The organism is Streptomyces sp. NPDC033180, assembly GCF_055577645.1.
Window position 1 is genome coordinate 378,392 of sequence record NZ_JBVIPU010000004.1, and the last position, 24,695, is coordinate 403,086.

The following is a 24,695-nucleotide window of genomic DNA, read 5'->3' on the forward strand; positions in this document are numbered from 1 at the left end:
GGCCAAGCTTCGCCGGGCCGCGGTCGGCGGGCGCCCCGCCGACACGCCGCGAAGGGGTCAAGTCATATGCTGCACTGCATGACGAGTGAGCCGGAGCAGCAGATCGGAGTGGGGACGCAGGACGCGTTCCAGCGCCTGTGGACGCCCCACCGGATGGCGTACATCCAGGGCGAGAACAAGCCGAGCGGTCCGGGCGCCGACGACGGCTGTCCCTTCTGCTCCATCCCGGCCAAATCCGACGAGGACGGTCTGATCATCGCGCGCGGCGAGCAGGTGTACGCGGTGCTGAACCTCTACCCGTACAACGGCGGGCACTTGATGGTCGTGCCCTACCGCCACGTCGCCGACTACACGGAACTGACCGCCCCGGAGACGGCCGAGCTCGGCGAGCTCACCAAGCAGGCCATGACGGCGCTGCGGACCGCGTCCGGCGCGCACGGCTTCAACATCGGCATGAACCAGGGCACGGTCGCGGGCGCCGGCATCGCCGCGCATCTGCACCAGCACATCGTGCCCCGCTGGGGCGGGGACACGAACTTCATGCCGGTCGTCGGCCACACGAAGATCCTCCCCCAGCTGCTCGCGGACACCCGCGAGATGCTGGCCGACGCCTGGCCCGCCGCCCTCTGACGCGCCTCACGCGTCGTACACGTCCGCCTTCCTCGGCATCGGGTCCTGGACCGCGCCGCTGAGGAAGCCGGAGCGCGTACCGAACTTCTCCGTGTCGACGCCGTTCTCCTGGAGGACCTTGATGGCCGCCGAGTGCACCACGCGGAGCACCGGGGTGGCCGCGCGCAGCGCGTCGTCGGCCATGAAGCGGTGCCGCCACGGCTTGTCCGCCCAGGCGTGCCGCAGGCCGAAGGGCTCGGGCAGGACCAGCTTGCCGCCGAGGTAGTCCAAAATCGGCGGATACCAGATGAAGGGGGCGCGCAGGGCGAGGCGTACGACCTCGTCGGCGTCGACCAGCGGCAGCTTGCGCTCCGTGGTCTCCCAGAACTTGATCGGCTTGGCGACCTTCTTGACCTTGGGGTCGGGCTTGCTGGTGAACAGCGAGTGGACCGGGCCGAGCGCGTGGCCGGTGACCTCGATGCGCAGGGTCTCGTGCAGGACGGTCACCGTGATCAGCATCGTGATGACCAACTGGCCGTCCCAGAGCGTGAACTGGCATCCGAGGTAGTGCCGGTCGCCGCCGCCGAACTGCTGCTCGTTGCAGATCCGCTGTATCTCGTGGCCCCGGACCTGGAAGGCCTCGACCTCTGTGCCGCCGGGGCGGGAGACCGCCTTCGCGTTCTCTCCGATGGGGGAGACGATCCAGTGCTTTATCGACGGGGTGGGGAAGCCGCCGGTGTGCAGCGGGCCGCGTTCGAGGAGGCGCAGCTGGTCGTGCACGGACCGTATGACGTCCCAGCTGCGGAACGGGTGGATCTCCGTGCCCTCCTTGGCGGAGACCAGCTCCTCGGCGAGCTGCCAGCTGCCCCAGCGCGTGCCCATGCCCAGTATTCCCTTGGGCCCCGCGTAGAAGACCGAGTTGCTCTGCTGCTCGGCCGAGAGGCGGGCAAGGCCCTGTCGGAGCTGCTCGGCGGCCGTCTCGCCCGGGCTGCCCGGCACCGCCTCGGGGATCTTGGCGCCGATGCCGCCGCCGGCGAGCAGGCTCGCCCAGCGGTCGCGCAGATCCCTGGCAGTGCGCTCGGCGATCAGCTTGGCCCAGAACCAGCCCGCCACGGGGACGACGATCGCCGCGCGGATGTACCAGCCGAGGAGACCGCCGATCGGCAGCTTGATGAGAAAGATCACGGCGAGGACACCCACGGCGACCAGGACGGCCGTCGCGATCGCGCTCGCGCGCTTGTTGTCCCGCTTCACGACGGCCTGCTTGATCGAGAACAGCAGCAGCCAGACGAGCAGTCCGGGCAGGAAAAGCAGCCCGCACAGCACCATCACGACGGTGAGCCAGCGGTCGCGGTCCTTGCGGATGTTGTTCGCCGCGAGGCAGTGCTCGACGATCGACTGCGGCTCCATGCCGAAGGACTGGATGAGCGGCTTGCGGGCACCGCCCAGCATCCGCACCTGCACGGCCCGCGCGAACGCCTCGCCCAGATTCGGCGCGAACAGCGAGAACAGGCCTTCCTTCACCTCGGACTTGTGCCACTCGTTGTTGGCGTCGAGGATCTTCGTCGCCTTGTCATCGCGGTACGCGGCCGACGCGAGGGCGTGCGTCGCCGCCGTCTGTCCTGCGGCCCCGGACAGCGGGACCTGGGCCCCGGGCCTGAAGTCGAATACGTCGTCCGCCACTGCCGCCCCCATCGCCGCAATATCTTCGCTGCTGCGGCTTTTCCCGACTTCCGTGCCTGGCACACCTGTTGATCAGGTCATCAGCGTATCGGTGCGCACCGACATCCGGCAGGGCGCATCCGTGCGCCCTGCCGGACACCCTCAACTAGGAGACGTCCTGGGCCTGTTCACGAATCCTCTCGGAGAGCTGGGGCGGCATGGGTTCGTGGCGTGCGTAGCTGCGGCTGAAGCGCGCGGTGCCCTGCGAGAGGGACCTCAGGTCCACGGCGTAACGCCCGATCTCGATCTCCGGCACCTCGGCCCGCACGAGCGTGCGCCCGCCGGGCGCCTGCTCAGTGCCGACCACCCGGCCGCGGCGCCCCGAGAAGTCGCTCATCACCGAGCCCACATGGTCGTCGCCGACCAGGACCCGCACCTCGGCCACCGGCTCCAGGAGGTGGATCCGGGCGTCGGCCGCGGCCTCGCGCAGGGCGAGCGCGCCCGCCGTCTGGAACGCGGCGTCCGAGGAGTCCACCGAGTGCGCCTTGCCGTCGAGCAGCGTGATGCGTATGTCGATGAGGGGGTAGCCGGCGGCCACCCCCTTCGCAGCCTGCGCGCGCACGCCCTTCTCGACGGACGGGATGAACTGCCGGGGCACGGCGCCGCCCACGACCTTGTCGACGAACTCGATGCCGCTGCCTCCCGGCAGCGGTTCGACCTCGATCTCGCAGATCGCGTACTGGCCGTGGCCGCCGGACTGCTTCACATGACGGCCGCGGCCCGCCGCCTTGGCGGCGAACGTCTCCCGGAGGGAGACCTTGTGGGCCACGACGTCGACCTGGACGCCGTAGCGGCTGCGCAGCCGCTCCAGGGCGACGCCGGCATGGGCCTCGCCCAGGCACCACAGCACCACCTGGTGGGTGTCCTGGTTCTGTTCCAGGCGCATCGTCGGGTCCTCGGCGACCAGACGGGAAAGACCCTGGGAGAGCTTGTCCTCGTCCGCCTTGCTGTGCGCCTGGATGGCGAGCGGCAGGAGCGGGTCGGGCATGTCCCAGGGCTCCATCAGGAGCGGGTCGTCCTTGGCCGAGAGGGTATCGCCCGTCTCGGCGCGGTTCAGCTTGGCGACGCAGGCCAGATCGCCCGCGATGCAACTGCTGAGCGGACGCTGGTGCTTGCCGAAGGGAGAGGAGAGTGCGCCGACACGCTCGTCGACGTCGTGATCCTCGTGGCCGCGGTCGGCCAGGCCGTGGCCCGAGACATGCACCGTCTCGTCGGGACGCAGGGTGCCGGAGAAGACGCGTACGAGCGAGACGCGACCCACGTAGGGATCGGACGCGGTCTTCACGACCTCGGCTACCAGCGGTCCCGCCGGGTCGCAGGTGAGCGCCGGCCGCGCCTTGCCGCCGGGGGTGGTGACGGCGGGCGCCGGGTGCTCCAGGGGGGTGGGGAAGCCGCCCGTGATCAGCTCCAGGAGCTCCACCGTGCCGATGCCCTGGCGGGCGCCATCGGCCGCGGGGGCGGCAGCGAGCACGGGGTGGAAGATGCCGCGCGCCACGGCCCGCTCCAGATCCTCCACCAGGGTCTTGAAGTCGAGCTCCTCGCCGCTGAGATAGCGGTCCATCAGGGACTCGTCCTCGCTCTCGGCGATGATCCCCTCGATCAGTTTGTCGCGTGCGTCCTCGATGAGCGGGAGCTGGTCATCGCCCGGTTCGGACTCCTTCCGTTCGCCGGACGCGTAGTCGAAGATCCGCTGCGAGAGCAGCCCGATCAGGCCGGTCACCGGTGCGTGCCCGTCCGGGCCCTCGGCGCCGTGCAGCGGGAGATACAGCGGCAGTACGGCGTCGGGGTCGTCCGCGCCGAACGCCTCGACGCAGGTGCGGGTCATCGCGGCGAAGTCCGCGCGGGCCGACTCCAGGTGCGTGACCACGATGGCCCGCGGCATGCCGACCGCCGCGCACTCCTCCCACACCATCCGGGTCGCACCGGTGATGCCTTCGACGCCCTCGGCCGCCGAAACGACGAAAAGGGCCGCGTCCGCCGCGCGCAGACCGGCCCTCAGCTCCCCGACGAAATCGGCGTACCCGGGGGTGTCCAGGAGATTGATCTTGTAGCCGCCCCATTCGACGGGGACGAGGGACAGCTGTACGGAGCGCTGTTGCCGGTGTTCGATGTCGTCGTAGTCGGAGACGGCGGTGCCGTCCTCCACGCGGCCCGCCCGGTTGAGAGCCCCCGCGGTCAGCGCGAGGGCCTCCACCAGAGTCGTCTTGCCCGATCCGCTGTGGCCGACCAGCACCACATTCCGTACGGACGCGGGGTGGTCGGCCGCTGTAGCCCTGCCGGCGGCTCCGGGGTGTGCGTTCGCCTTGTCGCCCATGCCTTGGCCTCCCGGTCACGTGCACGGTGAGGAGGCACAGCCCCCTCGGGGATGCTGGCTGCTCGCGGACACGCGGGGGCCGCGTGCGGGTCGGTCCGGCGACGCCCGCGGTGCTTTCGAGCTTTCCACTCGGGTCACTGTGCGTCCATACGTCGTACGCGATCGTGAGGGGGCGAGCCGGTCCGTCAAGGGCGTGACTACGATGGGCCAGCCGGTGGCCAACAGGGCCGCGCGGCTCACCGACCCCTCGGGAAGGCCATGCTGAACAAGTACGCGCGTGCATTCTTCACGCGTGTTCTCACACCGTTCGCCGCGTTTCTCATCCGTCGCGGCGTGAGCCCCGACGCGGTCACGTTCATCGGCACGGCCGGTGTGATGGCGGGCGCGCTGGTCTTCTTCCCCCGCGGAGAGTTCTTCTGGGGCACGATCGTCATCACGCTCTTCGTGTTCTCCGACCTCGTCGACGGGAACATGGCGCGGCAGCTGGGACGCTCCAGCCGCTGGGGTGCCTTCCTGGACTCCACGCTCGACCGGGTCGCCGACAGCGCGATCTTCGGTGGCCTCGCGCTCTGGTACGCGGGCTCCGGCGACAACAACGTCCTGTGCGCCGTCTCCATCTTCTGCCTGGCCAGCGGCCAGGTGGTCTCGTACACGAAGGCACGCGGCGAGGCGATCGGCCTGCCCGTCGCGGTCAACGGCCTGGTGGAGCGCGCCGAGCGCCTGGTGATCTCGCTGGTCGCCGCGGGCCTCGCGGGACTCCACAAGTTCGGGGTGCCCGGCATCGACATCCTGCTGCCCATCGCCCTGTGGATCGTCGCTGTCGGCAGCCTCGTCACGCTCGTGCAGCGCGTCGTGACCGTGCGCAGGGAGTCCGCGGAGGCGGACGCCGCCACGGCGGCCCCGGCAGCTCCGGCGCAGGGCAGTGAGGCCACGTCGTGAAGGACCGGCTGACCGACGCGCTCTACGGAGCGGCCTGGAGCTCGGTCAAGAAGCTCCCCGAGCCGGCGGCCGTGCGCCTTGGCCGGACCATCGCCGACGCCGTGTGGAAGCGCCGCGGCAAGGGCGTCCTGCGTCTTGAGGCCAACTACGCGCGCGTGGTGCCCGACGCGAGCCCGCAGCGCCTCGCCGAGCTGTCCAAGGCGGGCATGCGCTCGTACCTGCGTTACTGGATGGAGTCGTTCCGGCTGCCGTCGTGGAGCCGGGAGCGCATCAAGGCAGGCGTCGAGATCAAGGACCTCCACTACCTGACGGACGGCCTCGCCTCCGGCAAGGGCGTCATCATCGCCCTTCCCCACCTGGGCAATTGGGACCTGGCGGGCGCGTGGGTCACCACGAAGCTGGACACGCCGTTCACGACGGTCGCCGAGCGACTCAAGCCCGAGACGCTGTACGACCGTTTCGTCGCCTACCGCGAGGGCCTGGGCATGGAGGTCCTGCCGCACGAGGGCGGCTCCGCGTTCGGCACCCTGGCGCGGCGGCTGCGCGCGGGCGGTCTGATCTGCCTCGTCGCGGACCGGGACCTCTCCGCGTCCGGCGTCGAGGTGAAGTTCTTCGGGGACACCGCGCGGATGCCCGCGGGGCCCGCGATGCTCGCGCAGCAGACGGGGGCGCTGTTGCTGCCCGTCACCCTCTGGTTTGACGAGACGCCCGTCATGAAGGGGCGTGTTCACGCCCCCGTCGATGTCCCCGAGACAGGTACCCGCGCGGAGAAGACGTCTGTCATGACGCAGGCGCTGGCAGACGCCTTCGCCACGGGTATCGCCGACCATCCGGAGGACTGGCACATGCTGCAGCGCTTGTGGCTCGCTGATCTCGACCCCGCGAAGGGGCCCGCCGACGGCTCCGGGCACCTCGCCGAGGGGACCGCCCCGTGAGGATCGGCATCGTCTGCCCCTACTCGTGGGACGTGCCGGGCGGCGTCCAGTTCCACATCCGCGACCTCGCGGAGCACCTGATCCGCCTCGGGCACGAGGTGTCCGTCCTGGCCCCGGCGGACGACGAGACCCCCCTTCCGCCGTACGTCGTGTCGGCGGGCCGCGCCGTTCCCGTGCCGTACAACGGCTCGGTGGCCCGGCTCAACTTCGGGTTCCTCTCGGCCGCCCGGGTGCGCCGCTGGCTGCACGACGGCACGTTCGACGTCATCCACATCCACGAGCCGACATCGCCCTCACTCGGACTGCTCACGTGCTGGGCGGCACAGGGCCCGATCGTCGCGACGTTCCACACGTCCAACCCGCGCTCGCGGGCCATGATCGCGGCGTATCCGATCCTGCAGCCCGCCCTGGAGAAGATCAGCGCGCGCATCGCGGTGAGCGAGTACGCGCGCCGCACGCTCGTCGAGCACCTGGGCGGCGACGCGGTCGTCATCCCGAACGGCGTGGACGTCGACTTCTTCGCCAAGGTCGAGCCGAAGGTGGAATGGCAGGGCGGGACGCTCGGTTTCATCGGCCGCATCGACGAGCCGCGCAAGGGCCTTCCGGTGCTGATGAAGGCGCTGCCGAAGATCCTCGCCGAGCGCCCCGACACCCGGCTGCTCGTCGCGGGCCGCGGCGACGAACACGAGGCCGTCTCCTCGCTGCCCGTCGAGATGCGCGAGCGCGTGGAGTTCCTCGGCATGGTCAGCGACGAGGACAAGGCACGGCTGCTGGCCAGCGTCGACGTGTACGTCGCTCCCAACACCGGGGGCGAGAGCTTCGGGATCATCCTCGTCGAGGCGCTGTCGGCGGGCGCACCCGTACTCGCCAGCGATCTGGACGCCTTCGCGCAGGTCCTCGACCAGGGCGCCGCGGGCGACCTGTTCACCAACGAGGACGCGGACTCGCTGGCCGCCGCCGCCCTGCGGCTCCTCGGCGACCCCGAGCGCCGCGACGAGCTGCGCGAGCGCGGCAGCAAGCACGTGCGCCGCTTCGACTGGTCGACGGTGGGCGCCGACATCCTCTCGGTGTACGAGACGGTGGCGGACGGAGCGGCCGCCGTGGCCGCCGATGAACGTTCAGGTCTCCGGGCGCGGTTCGGGCTCGCACGGGACTGACCGGGGCTGAGGGACTGACCGCCGCAGGCCCCGGGAGCCCGGCGGTCATGCGGGCGCGGCGGCTCGACTAGCCTCGGACCGGTGACCTCGACACTGATCTGGATCGCGGTAGCCCTCCTCGCGATCGGCCTCTACCTGAGCTGGACCGCGGGCCGGCTCGACCGGCTGCACGCCCGCATCGACGCGGCCCGCGCCGCCCTCGACGCACAGCTGCTCCGCCGCGCCTCGGTCGCCCAGGAGTTGGCCACATCGGGGGTGCTCGACCCGGCGGCCTCCATCGTGCTCTACGAAGCGGCGCACGCGGCCCGGCAGGCCGAGGAGGAGCACCGGGAGGTCGCCGAGAGCGAGCTCAGCCAGGCGCTGCGCGCGATCTTCGGCGAGGCACAGCAGGTGGAGGCGGTGCGCGAGGCTCCCGGCGGTGACGAGGCGGCGACCGAGCTCGCGGCGGCCGTGCGCCGGGTGCCGATGGCCCGGCGCTTCCACAATGACGCGGTACGCGCGGCTCGCGCCCTGCGCAGGCACCGCACGGTCCGCTGGTTCCGCCTCGCGGGGTACGCGCCGTTCCCGATGGCCTTCGAGATGGACGACGAGCCGCCGGTCGCGCTGGCCGACCGCGCGACTTCGTAGACCCCTGACACGTCCCTGACCAGGAGCGTCCGGGAAAAACGAGCCACCGGTCATCCATTGGCCCTTGCTGTGGACTGGTGGCCGGGAGTTTCCTCGTAGACGCAGTAACCCGTCTTCAGCGAGCGAGGTCAACTCCGTGTCCAGCACCCTCCCCAGCAGCAACCAGTCGCCCGAGACCGGCACCGCGCGCGTCAAGCGCGGCATGGCCGAGCAGCTCAAGGGCGGCGTCATCATGGACGTCGTCAACGCCGAGCAGGCGAAGATAGCCGAGGACGCGGGCGCGGTCGCCGTCATGGCGCTGGAGCGGGTCCCCGCCGACATCCGCAAGGACGGCGGCGTCGCCCGGATGTCCGACCCGAACATGATCGAAGAGATCATCGAGGCCGTCTCCATCCCGGTCATGGCCAAGTCCCGCATCGGCCACTTCGTCGAGGCCCAGGTCCTGCAGTCCCTCGGCGTCGACTACATCGACGAGTCCGAGGTCCTGACCCCGGCCGACGAGGTCAACCACAGCGACAAGTTCGCCTTCACGACCCCGTTCGTCTGTGGCGCCACCAACCTGGGCGAGGCCCTGCGCCGCATCGCCGAGGGCGCGGCCATGATCCGCTCCAAGGGCGAGGCCGGCACCGGCAACGTCGTCGAGGCCGTGCGTCACCTGCGCCAGATCAAGAACGAGATCGCCAGGCTGCGCGGCTTCGACAACAACGAGCTGTACGCCGCCGCCAAGGACCTGCGCGCCCCGTACGAGCTGGTCAAGGAGGTCTCCGAGCTGGGCAAGCTGCCGGTGGTCCTCTTCTCGGCCGGTGGCGTCGCCACCCCCGCCGACGCCGCCCTGATGCGTCAGCTCGGCGCCGAGGGCGTCTTCGTCGGTTCCGGCATCTTCAAATCGGGCGACCCGGCCGCGCGCGCCGCCGCCATCGTGAAGGCCACCACCTTCTACGACGACCCCAAGATCATCGCGGACGCGTCGCGCAACCTCGGCGAGGCCATGGTCGGCATCAACTGCGACACCCTCCCCGAGGCCGAGCGCTACGCGAACCGTGGCTGGTAAGGCACTACGTAGATGACTGACACCCCTGTAGTCGGCGTCCTGGCTCTCCAGGGCGACGTACGGGAGCACTTGATCGCCCTGGCCTCGGCGGACGCCGTGGCCAGGCCGGTCAGGCGCCCCGAAGAGCTCGCCGAGGTGGACGGCCTGGTCATCCCCGGCGGTGAGTCCACCACCATCTCCAAACTGGCCGCCCTCTTCGGCCTGATGGAGCCCCTTCGCGCGCGCGTGAGTGAAGGCATGCCGGTCTACGGCAGCTGCGCGGGCATGATCATGCTCGCCGACAAGATCCTCGATCCGCGCTCCGAGCAGGAGACCTTCGGCGGCATCGACATGATCGTGCGCCGCAACGCCTTCGGTCGGCAGAACGAGTCCTTCGAGGCGGCCGTCGACATCGCCGGCATCGACGGCGACCCCGTGGAGGGCGTCTTCATCCGCGCCCCCTGGGTCGAGTCGGTCGGCGCGCGCGTCGAGGTGCTCGCCGAGCACGAGGGGCACATCGTCGCCGTGCGTCAGGGCAACGCGCTCGCCACGTCGTTCCATCCGGAGCTGACGGGCGACCATCGCGTGCACGAGCTGTTCGTCGGGATGGTGCGGGGGCACGCGGCGGCGGGATCCTAGTAGGATCTCTGCGTTCGTACAGTTGGGTAACGCGAAGGAGACAGGCAGATGTCCGGCCACTCTAAATGGGCTACGACGAAGCACAAGAAGGCCGTGATTGACGCCAAGCGCGGCAAGCTCTTCGCGAAGATGATCAAGAACATCGAGGTCGCGGCCCGCACGGGCGGCGCCGATGTGTCCGGTAACCCGACCCTCTTCGACGCCATCCAGAAGGCGAAGAAGAGCTCGGTCCCGAACAAGAACATCGACTCCGCGGTCAAGCGCGGCGCCGGTCTCGAAGCCGGTGGCGCCGACTACGAGACGATCATGTACGAGGGCTACGGCCCGAACGGCGTCGCGGTGCTCATCGAGTGCCTCACCGACAACCGCAACCGCGCGGCATCGGACGTACGCGTCGCGATGACCCGCAACGGCGGCTCGATGGCCGACCCGGGCTCCGTCTCGTACCTCTTCAACCGCAAGGGCGTCGTGATCGTCCCCAAGGGTGAGCTCGCCGAGGACGACGTCCTGGGCGCCGTCCTGGACGCGGGCGCCGAAGAGGTCAACGACCTGGGCGAGTCCTTCGAGGTCCTCTCCGAGGCCACCGACATGGTTGCGGTCCGCAGCGCGCTCCAGGAGGCCGGCATCGAGTACGACTCGGCCGACGCCAACTTCGTCCCGACCATGCAGGTCGAGCTGGACGAGGACGGCGCGCGGAAGATCTTCAAGCTGATCGACGCGCTCGAGGACAGCGACGACGTCCAGAACGTCTTCGCCAACTTCGACGTGAGCGACGAGGTCATGGAGAAGGTCGACGCGTAGCGCTGCCGCGAGCTGAGCGGTTTCGGCGGGCCGGATGGGACACACGTCCACCGGCCCGCCGCTGTTGTCGGTGGCAGCGGATAGCCTGGCTCGAAGTCAAAGATCGTCGCCGCGACGAGGGGAGGGGCGCGCATGCGCGTACTGGGGGTGGACCCCGGCCTGACCCGGTGCGGTGTGGGGGTCGTCGACGGAGTGGCCGGACGCCCGCTGACCATGCGCGGAGTCGGCGTCGTGCGCACGCCCGCCGACGCCGAGCTCGGCCACCGCCTGGTCGCCATCGAGCAGGGCATCGAGCAGTGGCTCGACGAACACGACCCCGAAGTCCTCGCCGTGGAGCGGGTGTTCAGCCAGCACAACGTACGGACGGTGATGGGCACCGCCCAGGCAAGCGCCGTCGCCATGCTCTGCGCGTCGCGTCGCGGCATCCCCGTCGCCCTGCACACGCCCAGCGAGGTCAAGGCCGCCGTCACCGGCAACGGCCGCGCGGACAAGGCGCAGGTCGGGACGATGGTCACCCGGCTCCTGCGGCTCGACGCACCGCCCAAGCCCGCCGACGCCGCGGACGCTCTCGCCCTCGCCATCTGCCACATCTGGCGTGCCCCCGCCCAGAGCCGACTCCAGCAGGCCGTGGCCCAGAACCGCCTCCAGCAGGCAGCCGCCCTGCACGCATCCAAGACCCCGACAGCCCGTACAGCCCGGGCAGCACAGAAAGGCCGTACCGCATGATCGCCTTCGTCAGCGGCCCCGTCGCCGCGCTCGCCCCCGATGCCGCGGTGGTCGAGGTCGGCGGTGTCGGCATGGCCATCCAGTGCACGCCGAACACGCTCTCCACCCTGCGGATCGGCCAGCAGACCAAGCTCGCCACCTCCCTTGTCGTCCGCGAGGACTCCCTGACCCTGTACGGCTTCGCGGACGACGACGAGCGCCAGACGTTCGAGCTCCTGCAGACCGCGAGCGGCGTCGGACCGCGCCTCGCGCAGGCCATGCTCGCCGTGCACAGCCCGGACGCCCTGCGCCGCGCGGTCGCCACCGGCGACGAGAAGGCGCTCACCGCGGTGCCTGGCATCGGCAAGAAGGGCGCCCAGAAGTTGCTCCTGGAGTACAAGGACCGTCTCGGCGAGCCCCTCGGCACGGGCGGCCCCGCGATCGGCACCCCCGTCACCTCCGGCTGGAGCGATCAGCTGCACGCGGCGCTCATCGGGCTCGGGTACGCGACGCGGGAGGCCGACGAAGCCGTCGCCGCCGTCACCCCGCAGGCCGAGGCGTCCGAGAAGCCGCAGGTGGGCCAGCTCCTCAAGGCCGCGCTGCAGACGCTGAACCGCACCCGTTAGCCGAAGCGCACCCGCTAGCTCCTGACCACCGGAAAACACCGCTGATCACCAGAACCACATCGCGAGGCGAGCTCATGAACTGGGACGAGACGACCGACGACACGACCGCCCCCGCCGGCGCGGCCGAGCGGCTCGTCGGTGCGTCCGCCGACGGCGAGGACCAGGCGGTCGAGGCCGCCCTCCGCCCCAAGGACCTGGGTGAGTTCATCGGTCAGGAGAAGGTCCGCGAGCAGCTCGACCTCGTCCTGCGCGCGGCCCGCGCGCGGGGCGCCACCGCCGACCACGTCCTGCTCTCCGGCGCCCCCGGCCTCGGCAAGACCACCCTCTCGATGATCATCGCGGCCGAGATGGGCGCCCCGATCCGCATCACCAGCGGCCCCGCGATCCAGCACGCGGGCGATCTGGCCGCGATCCTCTCCTCCCTCCAGGAGGGAGAGGTGCTCTTCCTCGACGAGATCCACCGGATGTCCCGGCCCGCCGAGGAAATGCTCTACATGGCGATGGAGGACTTCCGCGTCGACGTCATCGTCGGCAAGGGCCCCGGCGCCACCGCCATCCCGCTGGAGCTGCCGCCGTTCACCCTGGTCGGCGCCACCACCAGGGCGGGCCTGCTGCCGCCGCCGCTGCGCGACCGCTTCGGCTTCACCGCGCACATGGAGTTCTACGAACCGTCCGAGCTGGAGCGCGTGATCCACCGCTCCGCGCACCTCCTGGACGTGGAGATCGACCCCGCGGGCGCCGCCGAGATCGCGGGACGCTCGCGCGGCACGCCCCGTATCGCCAACCGTCTGCTGCGCCGCGTGCGGGACTACGCGCAGGTCAAGGCCGACGGCGTGATCAACAGGGACATCGCGGGCGCCGCCCTCAAGGTCTATGAAGTCGACGACCGGGGCCTCGACCGCCTGGACCGAGCCGTCCTGGAGGCCCTGCTCAAGCTCTTCGGCGGCGGGCCCGTCGGCCTGTCGACGCTCGCGGTCGCCGTGGGGGAGGAGCGCGAGACGGTCGAGGAGGTCGCCGAGCCCTTCCTGGTACGGGAGGGACTGCTCGCGCGCACCCCTCGCGGCCGGGTCGGGACGCCCGCGGCATGGGCGCATCTCGGCCTTGTTCCGCCGCGGCAGGCGGGCGGAATCGGACAAGGGGACCTGTTCGGGGCGTGACGGCGCGCGTACTCGCACGGTCAGGAACTGCGGTGCCATGCTGAGCGTTGTTCGTTAGGCGCGGACTCGCTTAGACTCCGCCGATGCCGCCCTTGTGGGCGGCGTGCCCACCCCCGCCCATCAGGCCGCTTACCTGCGCGGTCATGCGAAGGAAACTCCGTCCCGTGAATATCGTGACCCTCCTCCCCTTCATCGTGCTCATCGGGGCCATGTTCCTGATGACGCGCTCCGCCAAGAAGAAGCAGCAGGCGGCCGCGCAGATGCGCAATGAGATGCAGCCCGGCACCGGCATCCGCACGATCGGCGGCATGTACGCCACCGTCAAGGAGGTTCACGACGACGCCGTCCTCCTTGAGGTGGCTCCTGGCGTGCACGCGTTCTACGCGAAGAACTCCGTGGGCGCCGTCCTCGAGGATGACGAGTACAACCGCATCATCCACGGCACGAGTGCCGTGAAGTCGGACGACCCCGTCGTTCCGGACGACGCCTCCTCCCTGACCGAGACCGACGAGCCCGCCGCCGACGCTTCCGACGACTCGCCCATCGACCTCGGCAAGAAGGACGCGGACAGCGCCCCCAAGGCCGACGACGCCGAGCCGAAGAAGACCGACGGCGAGTCCGACGCGAAGTAGCCACCACCGGGGCCCGTGGAGCGCGCCGCTCGCGCTGCCACGGCCCTCGCAGTGCGTGGGTTTCGTGACGGGTCTCGACACCATTTCATGGCCGCCCGACCTGGGAACTCCCCGCTCCGTGCGGGGCAGATCACCGGACGCCGGGGCGGTTGGACAGGGAGAACGAGAAGGTGGCAGCACCTAAGAAGGGCCGAAGGCAGAGCGCCCCGGGCAAGCCGGGACGCTCTTTGGTCTTCATCCTGATCGCCCTCGTGGCGCTCACCGGGGGAATGTTCCTCTCCGGGAACACCACGCCCCGCCTCGGCATCGACCTCGCCGGCGGTACGAGCATCACGCTCCAGGCGAAGAACGAGCCCGGCCAGAAGAACGCGATCAACCCGACCAACATGAACACCGCGGTCAGCATCATCAACAACCGCGTCAATGGTCTGGGTGTGTCCGAGGCCGAGGTGCAGACCCAGGGCGAAGACAACATCATCGTCAACATCCCCAAGGGCACGAACGAGAAGCAGGCACGCGAGCAGGTCGGTACGACCGCTCAGCTCTACTTCCGTCCCGTCCTGACGGTGGCCGCCGGTGAGCCCACCCCCGAGCCGTCCGCCAGCTCGTCCGGCAAGGACAAGGACAAGGGCAAGGACACGCCCAAGGCGACGGACAAGGGCGACGACAAGGCGTCCTCGACGCCGACCGCCACCGGCTCGCCCAGCCCTCAGGGCCGCGCCGTCACCGACGGCCTGAAGGCCGACCCGACGCCGACCCCGAAGGACTCGGACAAGGGCAGCGGCAAGGACAAGGGGGCGCCGACCCCCACCCCGTCCGCCGACCCGGCCACCGCGGCGCTGCAGAAGAAGTTCACCGCGCTCGACTGCACGGACAAGGCTCAGCGCGGCAAGGTCGGCGACGGCGTCAAGGCGTCCGAGCAGACCGTGGCCTGTGGCAAGAACAACGCGGGGCAGTGGGAGAAGTACGTTCTCGGCCCGGCCGAGCTGAACGGCAAGGACGTCGACGACGCCAAGGCCACCATCAACCAGCAGAGCGGCGCCTGGGTCGTCAACATGGAGTTCACGGGCGGCGGCTCGAAGAAGTTCTCCAAGACCACCAGCAAGCTCTCGCAGCAGCAGCCCCCGATGAACCAGTTCGCCATCGTCCTCGACGGCGAGGTGGCCTCGGCCCCCAGCGTCAACACGACGCTGAACTCGAACGCGGAGATCTCCGGCAGCTTCACCCAGGAGTCGGCCCAGGACCTCGCCAACATCCTGTCGTACGGCGCGCTGCCGCTGACCTTCCACGAGCAGAGCGTCACCACGGTGAGCCCGGCACTCGGCGGCGAGCAGCTGCACGCCGGTCTGATCGCCGGCGCCATCGGTCTCGCGCTCGTCATCATCTACCTGGTGGTCTACTACCGCGGCCTCTCGCTGATCGCCATCGCGAGCCTCCTGGTCTCGGCAGCCCTGACGTACACCCTGATGACGCTGCTCGGCCCGGCCATCTCCTTCACCCTGAACCTGCCCGCGGTGTGTGGTGCGATCGTTGCGATCGGTATCACCGCGGACTCGTTCATCGTGTTCTTCGAACGCGTCAGGGACGAGGTCAGAGAGGGACGCACGCTGCGGCCCGCCGTGGAGCGTGCCTGGCCGCGTGCCCGGCGCACCATCCTGGTCTCCGACTTCGTGTCGTTCCTCGCGGCCGCGGTGCTCTTCATCGTGACGGTCGGCAAGGTCCAGGGCTTCGCGTTCACGCTCGGCCTGACCACGCTGCTCGACGTCGTCGTGGTGTTCTTCTTCACCAAGCCGCTGATGACCCTCATGGCGCGCAAGCCGTTCTTCGCGAACGGCCACAAGTGGTCCGGTCTCGACCCGAAGCGCCTCGGCGCCAAGCCGCCGCTGCGCCGCACCCGCCGCGCCACTGGTTCTTCCGCTGGCCCTGTCGACCCGAAGGAGGCGTGAGATGTCGAAGCTCGGCAATCTCGGCGCCAGGCTCTACCGCGGTGAGGTCGGCTACGACTTCGTCGGCAAGCGCAAGATCTGGTACGGCCTCTCGATCCTGATCACCATCACGGCCATCGTCGGCCTCGCGGTGCGCGGCCTGAACATGGGCATCGAGTTCGAGGGCGGTGCCGTCTTCACCACCCCGAAGACCAGCGTCTCGGTCGCGCAGGCCGAAAGGTACGCGGAAGAGGCCTCCGGCCACGACGCCGTCGTCCAGGAGCTCGGCTCGGGCGGTCTGCGCATCCAGGTCGCCGGCGTGGACACCGCCAAGTCCGACCAGATCAAGGCGGATCTGGCCAAGGACATGGACCTGAAGACCGACACCATCAACGCCGATCTCGTGGGCCCCAGTTGGGGTGAGCAGATCAGCAAGAAGGCCTGGACGGGCCTGATCATCTTCATGGTCCTCGTGGTGATCTACCTGGCGATCGCCTTCGAGTGGCGCATGGCCCTCGCCGCGCTGATCGCCCTGATCCACGACATCACGATCACCGTCGGTGTGTACGCCCTGGTGGGCTTCGAGGTCACCCAGGGCACGATCATCGGCCTGCTGACGATCCTCGGCTATTCGCTGTACGACACGGTGGTGGTCTTCGACAGCTTGAAGGAGCAGTCGAAGGACCTCACCAAGCAGACCCGGTGGACCTACAGCGAGGTCGCCAACCGCAGCATCAACAGCACCCTGGTGCGCTCGATCAACACCACGGTCGTCGCGCTCCTGCCGGTCGCCGGACTGCTCTTCATCGGCGGCGGCTTCCTCGGCGCGGGCATGCTGAACGACATCTCGCTGTCGCTGTTCGTCGGCCTCGCGGCCGGTGCGTACTCCTCGATCTTCATCGCCACGCCGCTCGTCGCCGATCTCAAGGAGACCGAGCCGCAGATGAAGGCGCTCAAGAAGCGCATCCTCGCCAAGCGAGCCGCCGCGGCGGCCAAGGGCGAGTCCGTGGAGGTGGAGAACTCCGCTCGGGACGAGGGTGACGAGCCGCAGGACGACCTGCCGGAGGACGCCGCCCCCGCGGGCGTCGTCGGCCCGCGCACGCAGCCTGCCTCGCGTGGCCGAGGCCGCGGCCGTCCCTCCGGGAAGCGCCGATGACCGAGCTCGCCGGAACGCCGGAGCTGCTGCTCAGCCGCATCCGGGACGTTCCCGATTACCCCGAGCCCGGGGTGATGTTCAAGGACATCACGCCGCTTCTCGCGGACCCGGAGGCCTTCGCCGCACTGACCGAGGCCCTCGCGGGCCTCGCGGTGCGGCACGGCGCCACGAAGATCGTCGGCCTGGAGGCCCGCGGCTTCATCCTGGGCGCCCCGGTCGCCCTGCGCGCGGGGCTCGGCTTCATCCCCGTACGGAAGGCGGGCAAGCTCCCCGGAGCGACGCTCAGCCAGCGTTACGACCTGGAGTACGGCAGCGCCGAGATCGAGGTGCACGCCGAGGACCTCGCCGCCGACGACCGCGTCATGGTCATCGACGACGTCCTGGCGACCGGCGGCACCGCCGAGGCGTCCCTGCGGCTCATCCGCCGTGCGGGCGCTCAGGTCGCCGGTGTGGCCGTCCTGATGGAGCTCGGTTTCCTCGGGGGCCGCGCCAAACTGGAGACGGCCTTGGAGGGCGCCCCGCTGGAGGCCCTCCTCACCGTCTGAGGCGGCTGAGCGGCCACCACGCACGCCCTGAGGCGGGCCCGGAGGAATCCGGCGCCCGCCTCAGGCGTTTCTCTCGTAGAAGGGCGTCTCACGAGCTGAGGGAGAGCCAAAGGTCGAGGATCGATACCATGGGCTCTTCGGGGCCTGACCGGGGGACCCGGATCGCGCACAGGGAGCGCCTCTTGCCAGACGATTCCAAGGCACCCACCGCCGCCAAGGCCGAAGAGGCCAAGCGCGCGGCGGCGCACGCTGCCACGCCCGCGAAGAACGCGACACCCGCGAGGCAGCAGGAGAGCACGCCCCCCAGCGCCCCCGGCGGCAAGTCCGCACCGAGTACACCTGGCGACAGCGCCCAGCGTGACAAGCCGGCCGCCGAAGCCCGCCCCAAGCCCCCCACCGAGGCCCGGGCAGGCAGCACGACGCCCACGCCACGCCCCACCGCGGCCAGGAACGAGCGCTCCGGCTCCTCCAACCGCGTACGCGCCCGTCTGGCCCGCCTCGGCGTCCAGCGCTCCAACCCGTACAACCCGGTCCTGGAGCCGCTGCTGCGGATAGTGCGCAGCAACGACCCCAAGATCGAGACGGCCACGCTGCGGCAGATCGAGAAGGCGTACCAGGTCGCCGAGCGCTGGCACCGCGGCCAGAAGCGCAAGAGCGGCGACCCGTACATCACGCACCCCCTCGCCGTGACGACGATCCTTGCCGAGCTGGGCATGGACCCGGCCACCCTGATGGCGGGCCTCCTGCACGACACGGTCGAGGACACCGAGTACGGCCTCGACACCCTCAAGCGCGACTTCGGCGACCAGGTCGCCCTCCTCGTCGACGGCGTCACCAAGCTCGACAAGGTCAAGTTCGGCGAGGCGGCGCAGGCCGAGACCGTGCGCAAGATGGTCGTCGCCATGGCCAAGGACCCCCGCGTCCTGGTCATCAAGCTCGCCGACCGCCTGCACAACATGCGCACGATGCGGTATCTCAAGCGCGAGAAGCAGGAGAAGAAGGCCCGCGAGACGCTGGAGATCTACGCGCCCCTGGCCCACCGCCTGGGCATGAACACCATCAAGTGGGAGCTGGAGGACCTCGCCTTCGCGATCCTCTACCCCAAGATGTACGACGAGATCGTGCGCCTGGTCGCCGAGCGCGCACCCAAGCGCGACGAGTACCTCGCCATAGTGACCGACGAGGTCCAGGCCGACCTGCGCGCCGCCCGCATCAAGGCCACGGTCACCGGGCGCCCGAAGCACTACTACAGCGTCTACCAGAAGATGATCGTCCGCGGCCGTGACTTCGCGGAGATCTACGACCTGGTGGGCATCCGCGTCCTCGTCGACACGGTCCGCGACTGCTACGCCGCACTCGGCACCGTTCACGCGCGATGGAACCCGGTCCCCGGCCGGTTCAAGGACTACATCGCGATGCCGAAGTTCAACATGTACCAGTCGCTGCACACGACGGTCATCGGCCCCAACGGCAAGCCCGTCGAGCTCCAGATCCGCACGTTCGACATGCACCGCCGCGCCGAGTACGGCATCGCCGCGCACTGGAAGTACAAGCAGGAGGCCGTCGCGGGCGCCTCCAAGGTGCGCACGGACGTGCCGAAGAAGGCCGGCGGCAAGGACGACCACCTCAACGACATGGCGTGGCTGCGCCAGCTCCTGGACTGGCAGAAGGAGACCGAGGACCCGAGCGAGTTCCTGGAGTCGCTGCGCTTCGACCTGTCGCGCAACGAAGTCTTCGTCTTCACGCCGAAGGGCGACGTCATAGCGCTCCCGGCGGGCGCGACCCCGGTCGACTTCTCGTACGCGGTCCACACCGAGGTCGGCCACCGCACCATAGGGGCCCGGGTCAACGGACGGCTCGTGCCGCTCGAATCGACCCTGGACAACGGCGACTTGGTGGAGGTCTTCACCTCCAAGGCGGCCGGCGCGGGCCCGTCCCGCGACTGGCTCGGCTTCGTCAAGTCACCGCGGGCGCGCAACAAGATCCGCGGCTGGTTCTCCAAGGAGCGCCGCGACGAGGCCATCGAGCAGGGCAAGGACGCCATCGCGCGCGCCATGCGCAAGCAGAACCTGCCGATCCAGCGGATCCTGACGGGCGACTCGCTCGTGACGCTGGCGCACGAGATGCGCTACCCCGACATCTCGTCCCTCTACGCGGCGATCGGCGAAGGCCATGTCACCGCGCAGTCGGTCGTGCAGAAGCTCGTCCAGGCGCTCGGCGGCGAGGAGGCAGCCAACGAGGACATCGCCGAGAGCACGCCGCCCTCGCGCAGCCGCAGCAAGCGCCGGGCCAACGCCGACCCCGGTGTCGTCGTCAAGGGCGTCGAGGACGTGTGGGTCAAGCTGGCCCGCTGCTGTACGCCGGTTCCCGGCGACGGGATCATCGGCTTCGTCACGCGCGGCAGCGGCGTATCGGTTCACCGCAGCGACTGCGTGAACGTCGACTCGCTCTCCCGCGAGCCCGAGCGCATCCTCGAGGTCGAGTGGGCGCCCACCCAGTCCTCGGTCTTCCTGGTCGCCATCCAGGTCGAGGCGCTGGATCGGTCGCGGCTGCTCTCGGACGTCACGCGCATCCTCTCGGACCAGCACGTGAACATCCTGTCCGCGGCCGTCCAGACCTCCCGCGACCGGGTCGCCACCTCGCGCTTCACCTTCGAGATGGGCGACCCCAAGCACCTGGGCCATGTGCTCAAGGCGGTCAGGGGAGTCGAGGGTGTCTATGACGTGTACCGGGTGACGTCGGCACGCAGGCCGTAAGCCGGTCCACTACGTAGAGGGGCTCCCGTACGTCACGTACGGGAGCCCCTCTACGTAGTCAGCGAAAACTCAGCCGACTCAGCCGCCGAACTCGTGCAGACCCTTGAGGGCCTGGTCGAGCAGCGCCTGGCGACCGTCGAGCTCCCTCTGGAGCTTGTCGGCCTTGGCGTTGTTGCCCGCCGCACGCGCCTTCTCGATCTGGTCGACCAGTTTGTCGACCGCCGCCTGCAGCTGCCCCGTCAGGCCCGCGGCCCGAGCCCGCGCCTCAGGGTTCGTCCGGCGCCACTCGGCCTCCTCGGTCTCCTGCAGGGCACGCTCCACCGCGTGCATCCGGCCCTCGACCTTCGGCCGCGCGTCACGCGGGACGTGGCCGATGGCCTCCCAGCGCTCGTTGAGCGTACGGAAGGCGGCGCGCGCCGACTTGAGGTCCTTCACCGGGACGAGCTTCTCGGCCTCCTCGGCCAGCTCCTCCTTCAGCTTCAGGTTCTCCGTCTGCTCGGCGTCCCGCTCCGCGAAGACCGAGCTGCGCGCCGCGAAGAACACGTCCTGTGCGCCGCGGAAGCGGTTCCACAGGTCGTCCTCGTGCTCGCGCTGCGCGCGGCCCGCGGCCTTCCACTCGGTCATCAGGTCGCGGTAGCGCGCGGCCGTCGGACCCCAGTCGGTCGACCCGGAGAGGGCCTCGGCCTCGCCGACCAGCTTCTCCTTGGTCTTGCGGGCCTCCTCGCGCTGGGCGTCCAGCGAGGCGAAGTGGGCCTTGCGCCGCTTGGAGAAGGCCGAGCGGGCGTGCGAGAAGCGGTGCCACAGCTCGTCGTCCGACTTGCGGTCCAGGCGCGGCAGCCCCTTCCAGGTGTCCACCAGGGCGCGAAGCCGCTCACCGGCCGCCCGCCACTGCTCGCTCTGGGCGAGCTCCTCGGCCTCGACGACCAGCGCCTCCTTGGCGTGCCTCGCCTCGTCCGACTGCTTGGCCTTTTGGACCTTGCGCTCTTCACGGCGTGCGTCGACGGTCTCGACGAGCTTGTCCAGGCGCGTGCTCAGGGCGTCCAGATCGCCGACCGCGTGTGCCTCGTCCACCTGCTGGCGCAGGTGGTCGATGGCGGTCATGGCGTCCTTGGCCGACAGGTCGGTCGTCTTCACCCGGCGCTCGAGAAGTCCGATCTCGACGACCAGACCGTCGTACTTGCGCTCGAAGTAGGCGAGGGCCTCGTCAGGAGACCCCGCTTTCCACGAACCGACCTCGCGCTCGCTGCCGTCGGCCTTGCGCACGTACACGGTCCCCGTCTCGTCGACGCGGCCCCACGGGTCGCTGCTCACAGCGCCTCCTCCACATGATGCCTGCGCAGGGCCTCGGGCCCCCGGCATCGTCCACAGTTTCGTCACCGCCAAGATAGGCGACCGGCGGGGCGGCTGTCCGCATCCCGCGCGTCCGAAGTTTGCCCGCGGGCGGTCAGGATTTCGACATGGTCGCCTTGTTGATGACGACCGTCGCGTTCGGGGCGCCCTCGCCCTGCCCGGTGCTCTCACCGGCGTCGGCAATCTTCTTGAGCACCTTCATCCCGGAATCGGAAATGGTCCCGAACGGTGTGTAGTCGGGCGGCAGCTGACTGTCCTGGTAGACCAGGAAGAACTGACTGCCACCGGAGTCACGGCCCTTCTTCTCCTGGGCGTTGTACTGGTTGGCCATCGCGACCGTACCCGCCGGATACACGTTCCCCTTCAGGCTCTTGTCCTTGAGGTTCTCGTCCGGGATCGAGTAGCCGGGGCCGCCCTCGCCGGTGCCCTTCGGGTCGCCGCACTGCAGGACGTAGATGCCGCCCGAGACGAGCCGGTGGCACTTCGTGTGGTCGAGATAGCCCTTGTCCAGGAGGAAGTTGAAGGAGTTGACCGTGCGCGGAGCCTTGGCCGCCGAGAGGTCCAGGTCGATGTCGCCGCAGGTGGTGGCGAGCTTCATCGTGTAGTCGGCGGACTTGTCGATCGTGAGCTTCGGTTCCTTCTTGAAGCTGAGCGGCTTCACCTTGCCGCCCGCGGGCTTCTCGCAGGGATCCGCCTTGGTGGTGGGGTTCGCGTTCGCCGTGTTCTCCGACTTGCTGTCGTCGTCGAAGGCGCCTGCCGCGTACGACACCGCGCCACCGGCCACCACCACCGCGAGCGCCGAGGCGATCACCGCGTTGCGCATCCGCGCCCTGCGTCGCGCGGCCTCCCGGCGCTGCTGCTGCCGCAAGAACTTCTCCCGGGCGAGCTGACGCCGCCGCTGATCGTTGCTGACCACCGGGTGATCTCTCCTCTGCGTGGATGACCGCTTCTGTTAGCCCCGTACCGTATATGGGTTAGCTGTGGAATCGGGAGCGCCGGTAGGCTCTGATCTGCCGCGATCCCGCGCGGTCACCTCCGCCGGACGACGAACGAAGGACGATCGTGCTCATTGCCGGGTTTCCCGCCGGGGCCTGGGGCACCAACTGCTACTTGGTCGCCCCCGCCGCAGGCGAGGAGTGCGTGATCATCGACCCGGGCCACCAGGCCGCCGAGGGAGTCGAGGAAGCACTCAAGAAGCATCGGCTCAAGCCCGTCGCGGTCGTCCTCACCCATGGCCACATCGACCATGTCGCCTCGGTCGTCCCGGTCTGCGGCGCGCACGACGTGCCCGCGTGGATCCACCCCGACGACCGGTACATGATGAGCGACCCGGAGAAGGCCATCGGCCGTTCCCTCGGCGCGCAGCTGCTCGGCGAACTGACCGTCGGGGAGCCCTCCGACGTCAAGGAGCTGGCCGACGGAGCGCGGCTGAAGCTCGCGGGACTCGACTTCTCCGTCGCGCACGCGCCGGGGCATACGAAGGGGTCGGTGACGTTCCAGCTCCCCGAGTCCGCCGAGGTCCCCTCGGTGTTCTTCTCGGGCGACCTGCTCTTCGCCGGCTCCATCGGACGCACCGACATGCCGGGCGGATCGCAGAGCGACATGTTCGAGTCGCTGGCGCGGGTGTGCCTGCCGCTCGACGACTCGACCGTGGTCCTGCCCGGTCACAACGAGCACACGACCATCGGCCGTGAGCGCGCCACCAACCCGTATCTGCGCCAGGTGGCCGCCGGCCTGGGAGCCGACGCTCCCCGACGAGGAATGTGACGAGAGAAAACCCGTGAGCACCTTCAAGGCCCCCAAGGGCACTTACGACCTGCTGCCCCCGGACTCGGCGAAGTACCTGGCGGTGCGCGAGGCCATCTCCGCGCCGCTGAAGAACTCCGGTTACGGATACGTGGAGACGCCCGGCTTCGAGAACGTCGAGCTGTTCTCGCGCGGTGTCGGCGAGTCCACCGACATCGTCTCCAAGGAGATGTACGCCTTCGAGACCAAGGGCGGCGACCAGCTCGCCCTGCGCCCCGAGGGCACCGCATCCGTGCTGCGCGCCGCCCTGGAGGCCAACCTGCACAAGGCGGGCAACCTCCCGGTCAAGCTCTGGTACTCCGGCTCGTACTACCGCTACGAGCGCCCGCAGAAGGGCCGCTACCGCCACTTCTCGCAGGTCGGCGCGGAAGCGATCGGCGCGGAGGACCCGGCCCTGGACGCCGAGTTGATCATCCTGGCGGACCAGGCGTACCGCGCGCTCGGTCTGCGGCAGTTCCGCATCCTGCTGAACTCGCTGGGCGACAAGGAGTGCCGCCCCGTCTACCGCGCCGCGCTGCAGGACTTCCTGCGCGCGCTCGACCTGGACGAGGAGACACGTCGACGTATCGACATCAACCCGCTGCGGGTCCTCGACGACAAGCGCGACGACGTCCAGAAGCAGCTGGTCGGGGCCCCGATGCTGCGCGACTACCTGTGCGACGCGTGCAAGACGTACCACGAGCAGGTGCGTGAGCTACTGACCTCGCACGGCGTCGCGTACGAGGACGACCCGAAGCTGGTCCGCGGCCTTGACTACTACACCCGCACCACCTTCGAGTTCGTCCACGACGGCCTCGGCTCGCAGTCCGCGGTGGGCGGCGGCGGTCGCTACGACGGCCTGTCCGAGATGATCGGCGGCCCCTCGCTGCCCTCGGTCGGCTGGGCACTCGGCGTGGACCGCACGGTCCTGGCCCTGGAGGCGGAGGGCGTGGAGCTCGAACTGCCCTCGGCGACCAGCGTGTTCGCCGTACCGCTCGGCGAGGAGGCCAGGCGGGTCCTGTTCTCCAAGGTGACGGAGCTGCGCAGGGCGGGCGTCGCGGCGGACTTCTCGTACGGCGGCAAGGGGCTCAAGGGAGCCATGAAGAACGCCAACCGCAGCGGTGCGCGCTTCACGCTCGTCGCGGGCGAGCGGGATCTCGCCGAGGGCGTCGTACAGCTGAAGGACATGGAGTCCGGCGAGCAGAGTGCTGTCGCGGTGGACGACATCGTGGCCGTCCTCAAGGGGAAGCTGGCCTAGCCTCGCGCGCAGGCGGAGGGTCCCGGC

22 protein-coding genes are annotated in these 24,695 nt (G+C 69.8%); 18 read left to right on the forward strand and 4 right to left on the reverse strand.

The genetic code is table 11. The annotated features are described in order from the left end of the window. Positions 1 to 66 precede the first annotated feature (66 nt). A complete protein-coding gene (locus ACZ5WE_RS15730) occupies positions 67 to 630 on the forward strand; it encodes an HIT family protein (protein WP_467686511.1) in 564 nt (187 codons plus the stop codon). A gap of 6 nt (positions 631 to 636) precedes the next feature. Here ACZ5WE_RS15730 and ACZ5WE_RS15735 read toward each other — a convergent pair whose 3' ends face one another. Both ACZ5WE_RS15735 and ACZ5WE_RS15740 read right to left on the reverse strand, forming a co-directional pair. Further along, positions 637 to 2,304: a hypothetical protein gene (locus ACZ5WE_RS15735; RefSeq protein ID WP_467686509.1), complete on the reverse strand. Its 1,668-nt coding sequence runs from the start codon at positions 2,302 to 2,304 to the stop codon at positions 637 to 639. A gap of 133 nt (positions 2,305 to 2,437) precedes the next feature. Continuing rightward, positions 2,438 to 4,645, reverse strand: coding sequence for an elongation factor G-like protein EF-G2 (locus ACZ5WE_RS15740; protein WP_467686507.1), 2,208 nt, complete (start codon positions 4,643 to 4,645; stop codon positions 2,438 to 2,440). Positions 4,646 to 4,903: 258 nt separating this feature from the next. Here ACZ5WE_RS15740 and pgsA point away from each other — a divergent pair, with 258 nt between their 5' ends. The 15 genes from pgsA (at position 4,904) to ACZ5WE_RS15815 (ending at position 20,275) form a co-directional block, all read left to right on the forward strand. Continuing rightward, positions 4,904 to 5,584 carry a phosphatidylinositol phosphate synthase gene (gene pgsA, locus ACZ5WE_RS15745; RefSeq protein WP_467686505.1) on the forward strand — a complete coding sequence of 227 codons (681 nt, stop codon included), beginning with the start codon at positions 4,904 to 4,906 and terminating at the stop codon, positions 5,582 to 5,584. Then, on the forward strand, positions 5,581 to 6,519 hold the full coding sequence (locus tag ACZ5WE_RS15750) for a phosphatidylinositol mannoside acyltransferase (RefSeq protein WP_467686504.1): 939 nt from the start codon (positions 5,581 to 5,583) through the stop codon (positions 6,517 to 6,519). Before pgsA ends, ACZ5WE_RS15750 begins: the two co-directional genes overlap by 4 nt. Next, the gene (locus tag ACZ5WE_RS15755; RefSeq protein WP_467686503.1) at positions 6,516 to 7,676 is read left to right on the forward strand and encodes a glycosyltransferase family 4 protein; all 1,161 of its coding nucleotides are present in this window, start codon (positions 6,516 to 6,518) and stop codon (positions 7,674 to 7,676) included. The genes ACZ5WE_RS15750 and ACZ5WE_RS15755 overlap by 4 nt, the downstream gene beginning before the upstream one ends. A gap of 81 nt (positions 7,677 to 7,757) precedes the next feature. Continuing rightward, a complete protein-coding gene (locus ACZ5WE_RS15760) occupies positions 7,758 to 8,303 on the forward strand; it encodes a LemA family protein (RefSeq protein WP_467686501.1) in 546 nt (181 codons plus the stop codon). A gap of 136 nt (positions 8,304 to 8,439) precedes the next feature. After that, on the forward strand, positions 8,440 to 9,354 hold the full coding sequence (gene pdxS, locus ACZ5WE_RS15765; RefSeq protein WP_363210987.1) for a pyridoxal 5'-phosphate synthase lyase subunit PdxS: 915 nt from the start codon (positions 8,440 to 8,442) through the stop codon (positions 9,352 to 9,354). A gap of 12 nt (positions 9,355 to 9,366) precedes the next feature. Further along, positions 9,367 to 9,972 (forward strand): pyridoxal 5'-phosphate synthase glutaminase subunit PdxT, encoded by a 606-nt coding sequence (gene pdxT / locus ACZ5WE_RS15770; protein WP_467686499.1) that lies wholly within the window; start codon positions 9,367 to 9,369, stop codon positions 9,970 to 9,972. A gap of 48 nt (positions 9,973 to 10,020) precedes the next feature. Beyond that, positions 10,021 to 10,773 (forward strand): YebC/PmpR family DNA-binding transcriptional regulator, encoded by a 753-nt coding sequence (locus ACZ5WE_RS15775; RefSeq protein ID WP_467686497.1) that lies wholly within the window; start codon positions 10,021 to 10,023, stop codon positions 10,771 to 10,773. A gap of 132 nt (positions 10,774 to 10,905) precedes the next feature. Beyond that, positions 10,906 to 11,499 (forward strand): crossover junction endodeoxyribonuclease RuvC, encoded by a 594-nt coding sequence (gene ruvC, locus ACZ5WE_RS15780; RefSeq protein ID WP_467686495.1) that lies wholly within the window; start codon positions 10,906 to 10,908, stop codon positions 11,497 to 11,499. Then, positions 11,496 to 12,104, forward strand: coding sequence for a Holliday junction branch migration protein RuvA (gene ruvA, locus ACZ5WE_RS15785; RefSeq protein ID WP_453700239.1), 609 nt, complete (start codon positions 11,496 to 11,498; stop codon positions 12,102 to 12,104). Before ruvC ends, ruvA begins: the two co-directional genes overlap by 4 nt. A gap of 74 nt (positions 12,105 to 12,178) precedes the next feature. Then, entirely contained in the window at positions 12,179 to 13,261 is a 1,083-nt protein-coding gene (gene ruvB / locus ACZ5WE_RS15790; RefSeq protein WP_467686493.1) for a Holliday junction branch migration DNA helicase RuvB, read from the forward strand. Positions 13,262 to 13,425: 164 nt separating this feature from the next. Further along, positions 13,426 to 13,893: a preprotein translocase subunit YajC gene (yajC, locus tag ACZ5WE_RS15795; protein WP_467686491.1), complete on the forward strand. Its 468-nt coding sequence runs from the start codon at positions 13,426 to 13,428 to the stop codon at positions 13,891 to 13,893. A 170-nt stretch (positions 13,894 to 14,063) separates the two neighbouring features. Continuing rightward, a complete protein-coding gene (gene secD / locus ACZ5WE_RS15800; protein ID WP_467686489.1) occupies positions 14,064 to 15,839 on the forward strand; it encodes a protein translocase subunit SecD in 1,776 nt (591 codons plus the stop codon). Between the two features lies 1 nt (position 15,840). Then, on the forward strand, positions 15,841 to 16,974 hold the full coding sequence (secF, locus tag ACZ5WE_RS15805; RefSeq protein WP_467686487.1) for a protein translocase subunit SecF: 1,134 nt from the start codon (positions 15,841 to 15,843) through the stop codon (positions 16,972 to 16,974). Beyond that, complete coding sequence (locus tag ACZ5WE_RS15810; RefSeq protein WP_467686485.1) at positions 16,971 to 17,519, forward strand: adenine phosphoribosyltransferase; 549 nt, start codon at positions 16,971 to 16,973, stop codon at positions 17,517 to 17,519. The genes secF and ACZ5WE_RS15810 overlap by 4 nt, the downstream gene beginning before the upstream one ends. Positions 17,520 to 17,701: 182 nt before the next feature. After that, complete coding sequence (locus tag ACZ5WE_RS15815; RefSeq protein WP_467686483.1) at positions 17,702 to 20,275, forward strand: RelA/SpoT family protein; 2,574 nt, start codon at positions 17,702 to 17,704, stop codon at positions 20,273 to 20,275. A 78-nt stretch (positions 20,276 to 20,353) separates the two neighbouring features. On the opposite strand, the gene ACZ5WE_RS15820 is transcribed toward ACZ5WE_RS15815, so the two are convergent. Both ACZ5WE_RS15820 and ACZ5WE_RS15825 read right to left on the reverse strand, forming a co-directional pair. Continuing rightward, entirely contained in the window at positions 20,354 to 21,586 is a 1,233-nt protein-coding gene (locus ACZ5WE_RS15820; RefSeq protein ID WP_467686481.1) for a DUF349 domain-containing protein, read from the reverse strand. Between the two features lie 133 nt (positions 21,587 to 21,719). After that, on the reverse strand, positions 21,720 to 22,541 hold the full coding sequence (locus ACZ5WE_RS15825; RefSeq protein WP_467686480.1) for a peptidylprolyl isomerase: 822 nt from the start codon (positions 22,539 to 22,541) through the stop codon (positions 21,720 to 21,722). A 146-nt stretch (positions 22,542 to 22,687) separates the two neighbouring features. Between ACZ5WE_RS15825 and ACZ5WE_RS15830 the strand changes: the two genes are divergently transcribed. Beyond that, a complete protein-coding gene (locus ACZ5WE_RS15830; protein ID WP_467686478.1) occupies positions 22,688 to 23,392 on the forward strand; it encodes an MBL fold metallo-hydrolase in 705 nt (234 codons plus the stop codon). Positions 23,393 to 23,405: 13 nt separating this feature from the next. Further along, complete coding sequence (gene hisS, locus ACZ5WE_RS15835; protein ID WP_467686476.1) at positions 23,406 to 24,668, forward strand: histidine--tRNA ligase; 1,263 nt, start codon at positions 23,406 to 23,408, stop codon at positions 24,666 to 24,668. Positions 24,669 to 24,695 lie beyond the last annotated feature (27 nt).

What these genes read in the sequence shown, in the direction of transcription:
- ruvA (WP_453700239.1), top strand. Translation starts at nt 11,496, where the DNA reads ATGATCGCCTTCGTCAGCGGCCCCGTCGCCGCGCTCGCCCCCGATGCC.
- secF (WP_467686487.1), top strand. Translation starts at nt 15,841, where the DNA reads ATGTCGAAGCTCGGCAATCTCGGCGCCAGGCTCTACCGCGGTGAGGTC.
- pgsA (WP_467686505.1), top strand. Translation starts at nt 4,904, where the DNA reads ATGCTGAACAAGTACGCGCGTGCATTCTTCACGCGTGTTCTCACACCG.
- pdxT (WP_467686499.1), top strand. Translation starts at nt 9,367, where the DNA reads ATGACTGACACCCCTGTAGTCGGCGTCCTGGCTCTCCAGGGCGACGTA.
- ruvB (WP_467686493.1), top strand. Translation starts at nt 12,179, where the DNA reads ATGAACTGGGACGAGACGACCGACGACACGACCGCCCCCGCCGGCGCG.
- ACZ5WE_RS15775 (WP_467686497.1), top strand. Translation starts at nt 10,021, where the DNA reads ATGTCCGGCCACTCTAAATGGGCTACGACGAAGCACAAGAAGGCCGTG.
- ACZ5WE_RS15810 (WP_467686485.1), top strand. Translation starts at nt 16,971, where the DNA reads ATGACCGAGCTCGCCGGAACGCCGGAGCTGCTGCTCAGCCGCATCCGG.
- ACZ5WE_RS15730 (WP_467686511.1), top strand. Translation starts at nt 67, where the DNA reads ATGCTGCACTGCATGACGAGTGAGCCGGAGCAGCAGATCGGAGTGGGG.
- ruvC (WP_467686495.1), top strand. Translation starts at nt 10,906, where the DNA reads ATGCGCGTACTGGGGGTGGACCCCGGCCTGACCCGGTGCGGTGTGGGG.
- ACZ5WE_RS15735 (WP_467686509.1), bottom strand. Translation starts at nt 2,304, where the DNA reads ATGGGGGCGGCAGTGGCGGACGACGTATTCGACTTCAGGCCCGGGGCC.
- ACZ5WE_RS15740 (WP_467686507.1), bottom strand. Translation starts at nt 4,645, where the DNA reads ATGGGCGACAAGGCGAACGCACACCCCGGAGCCGCCGGCAGGGCTACA.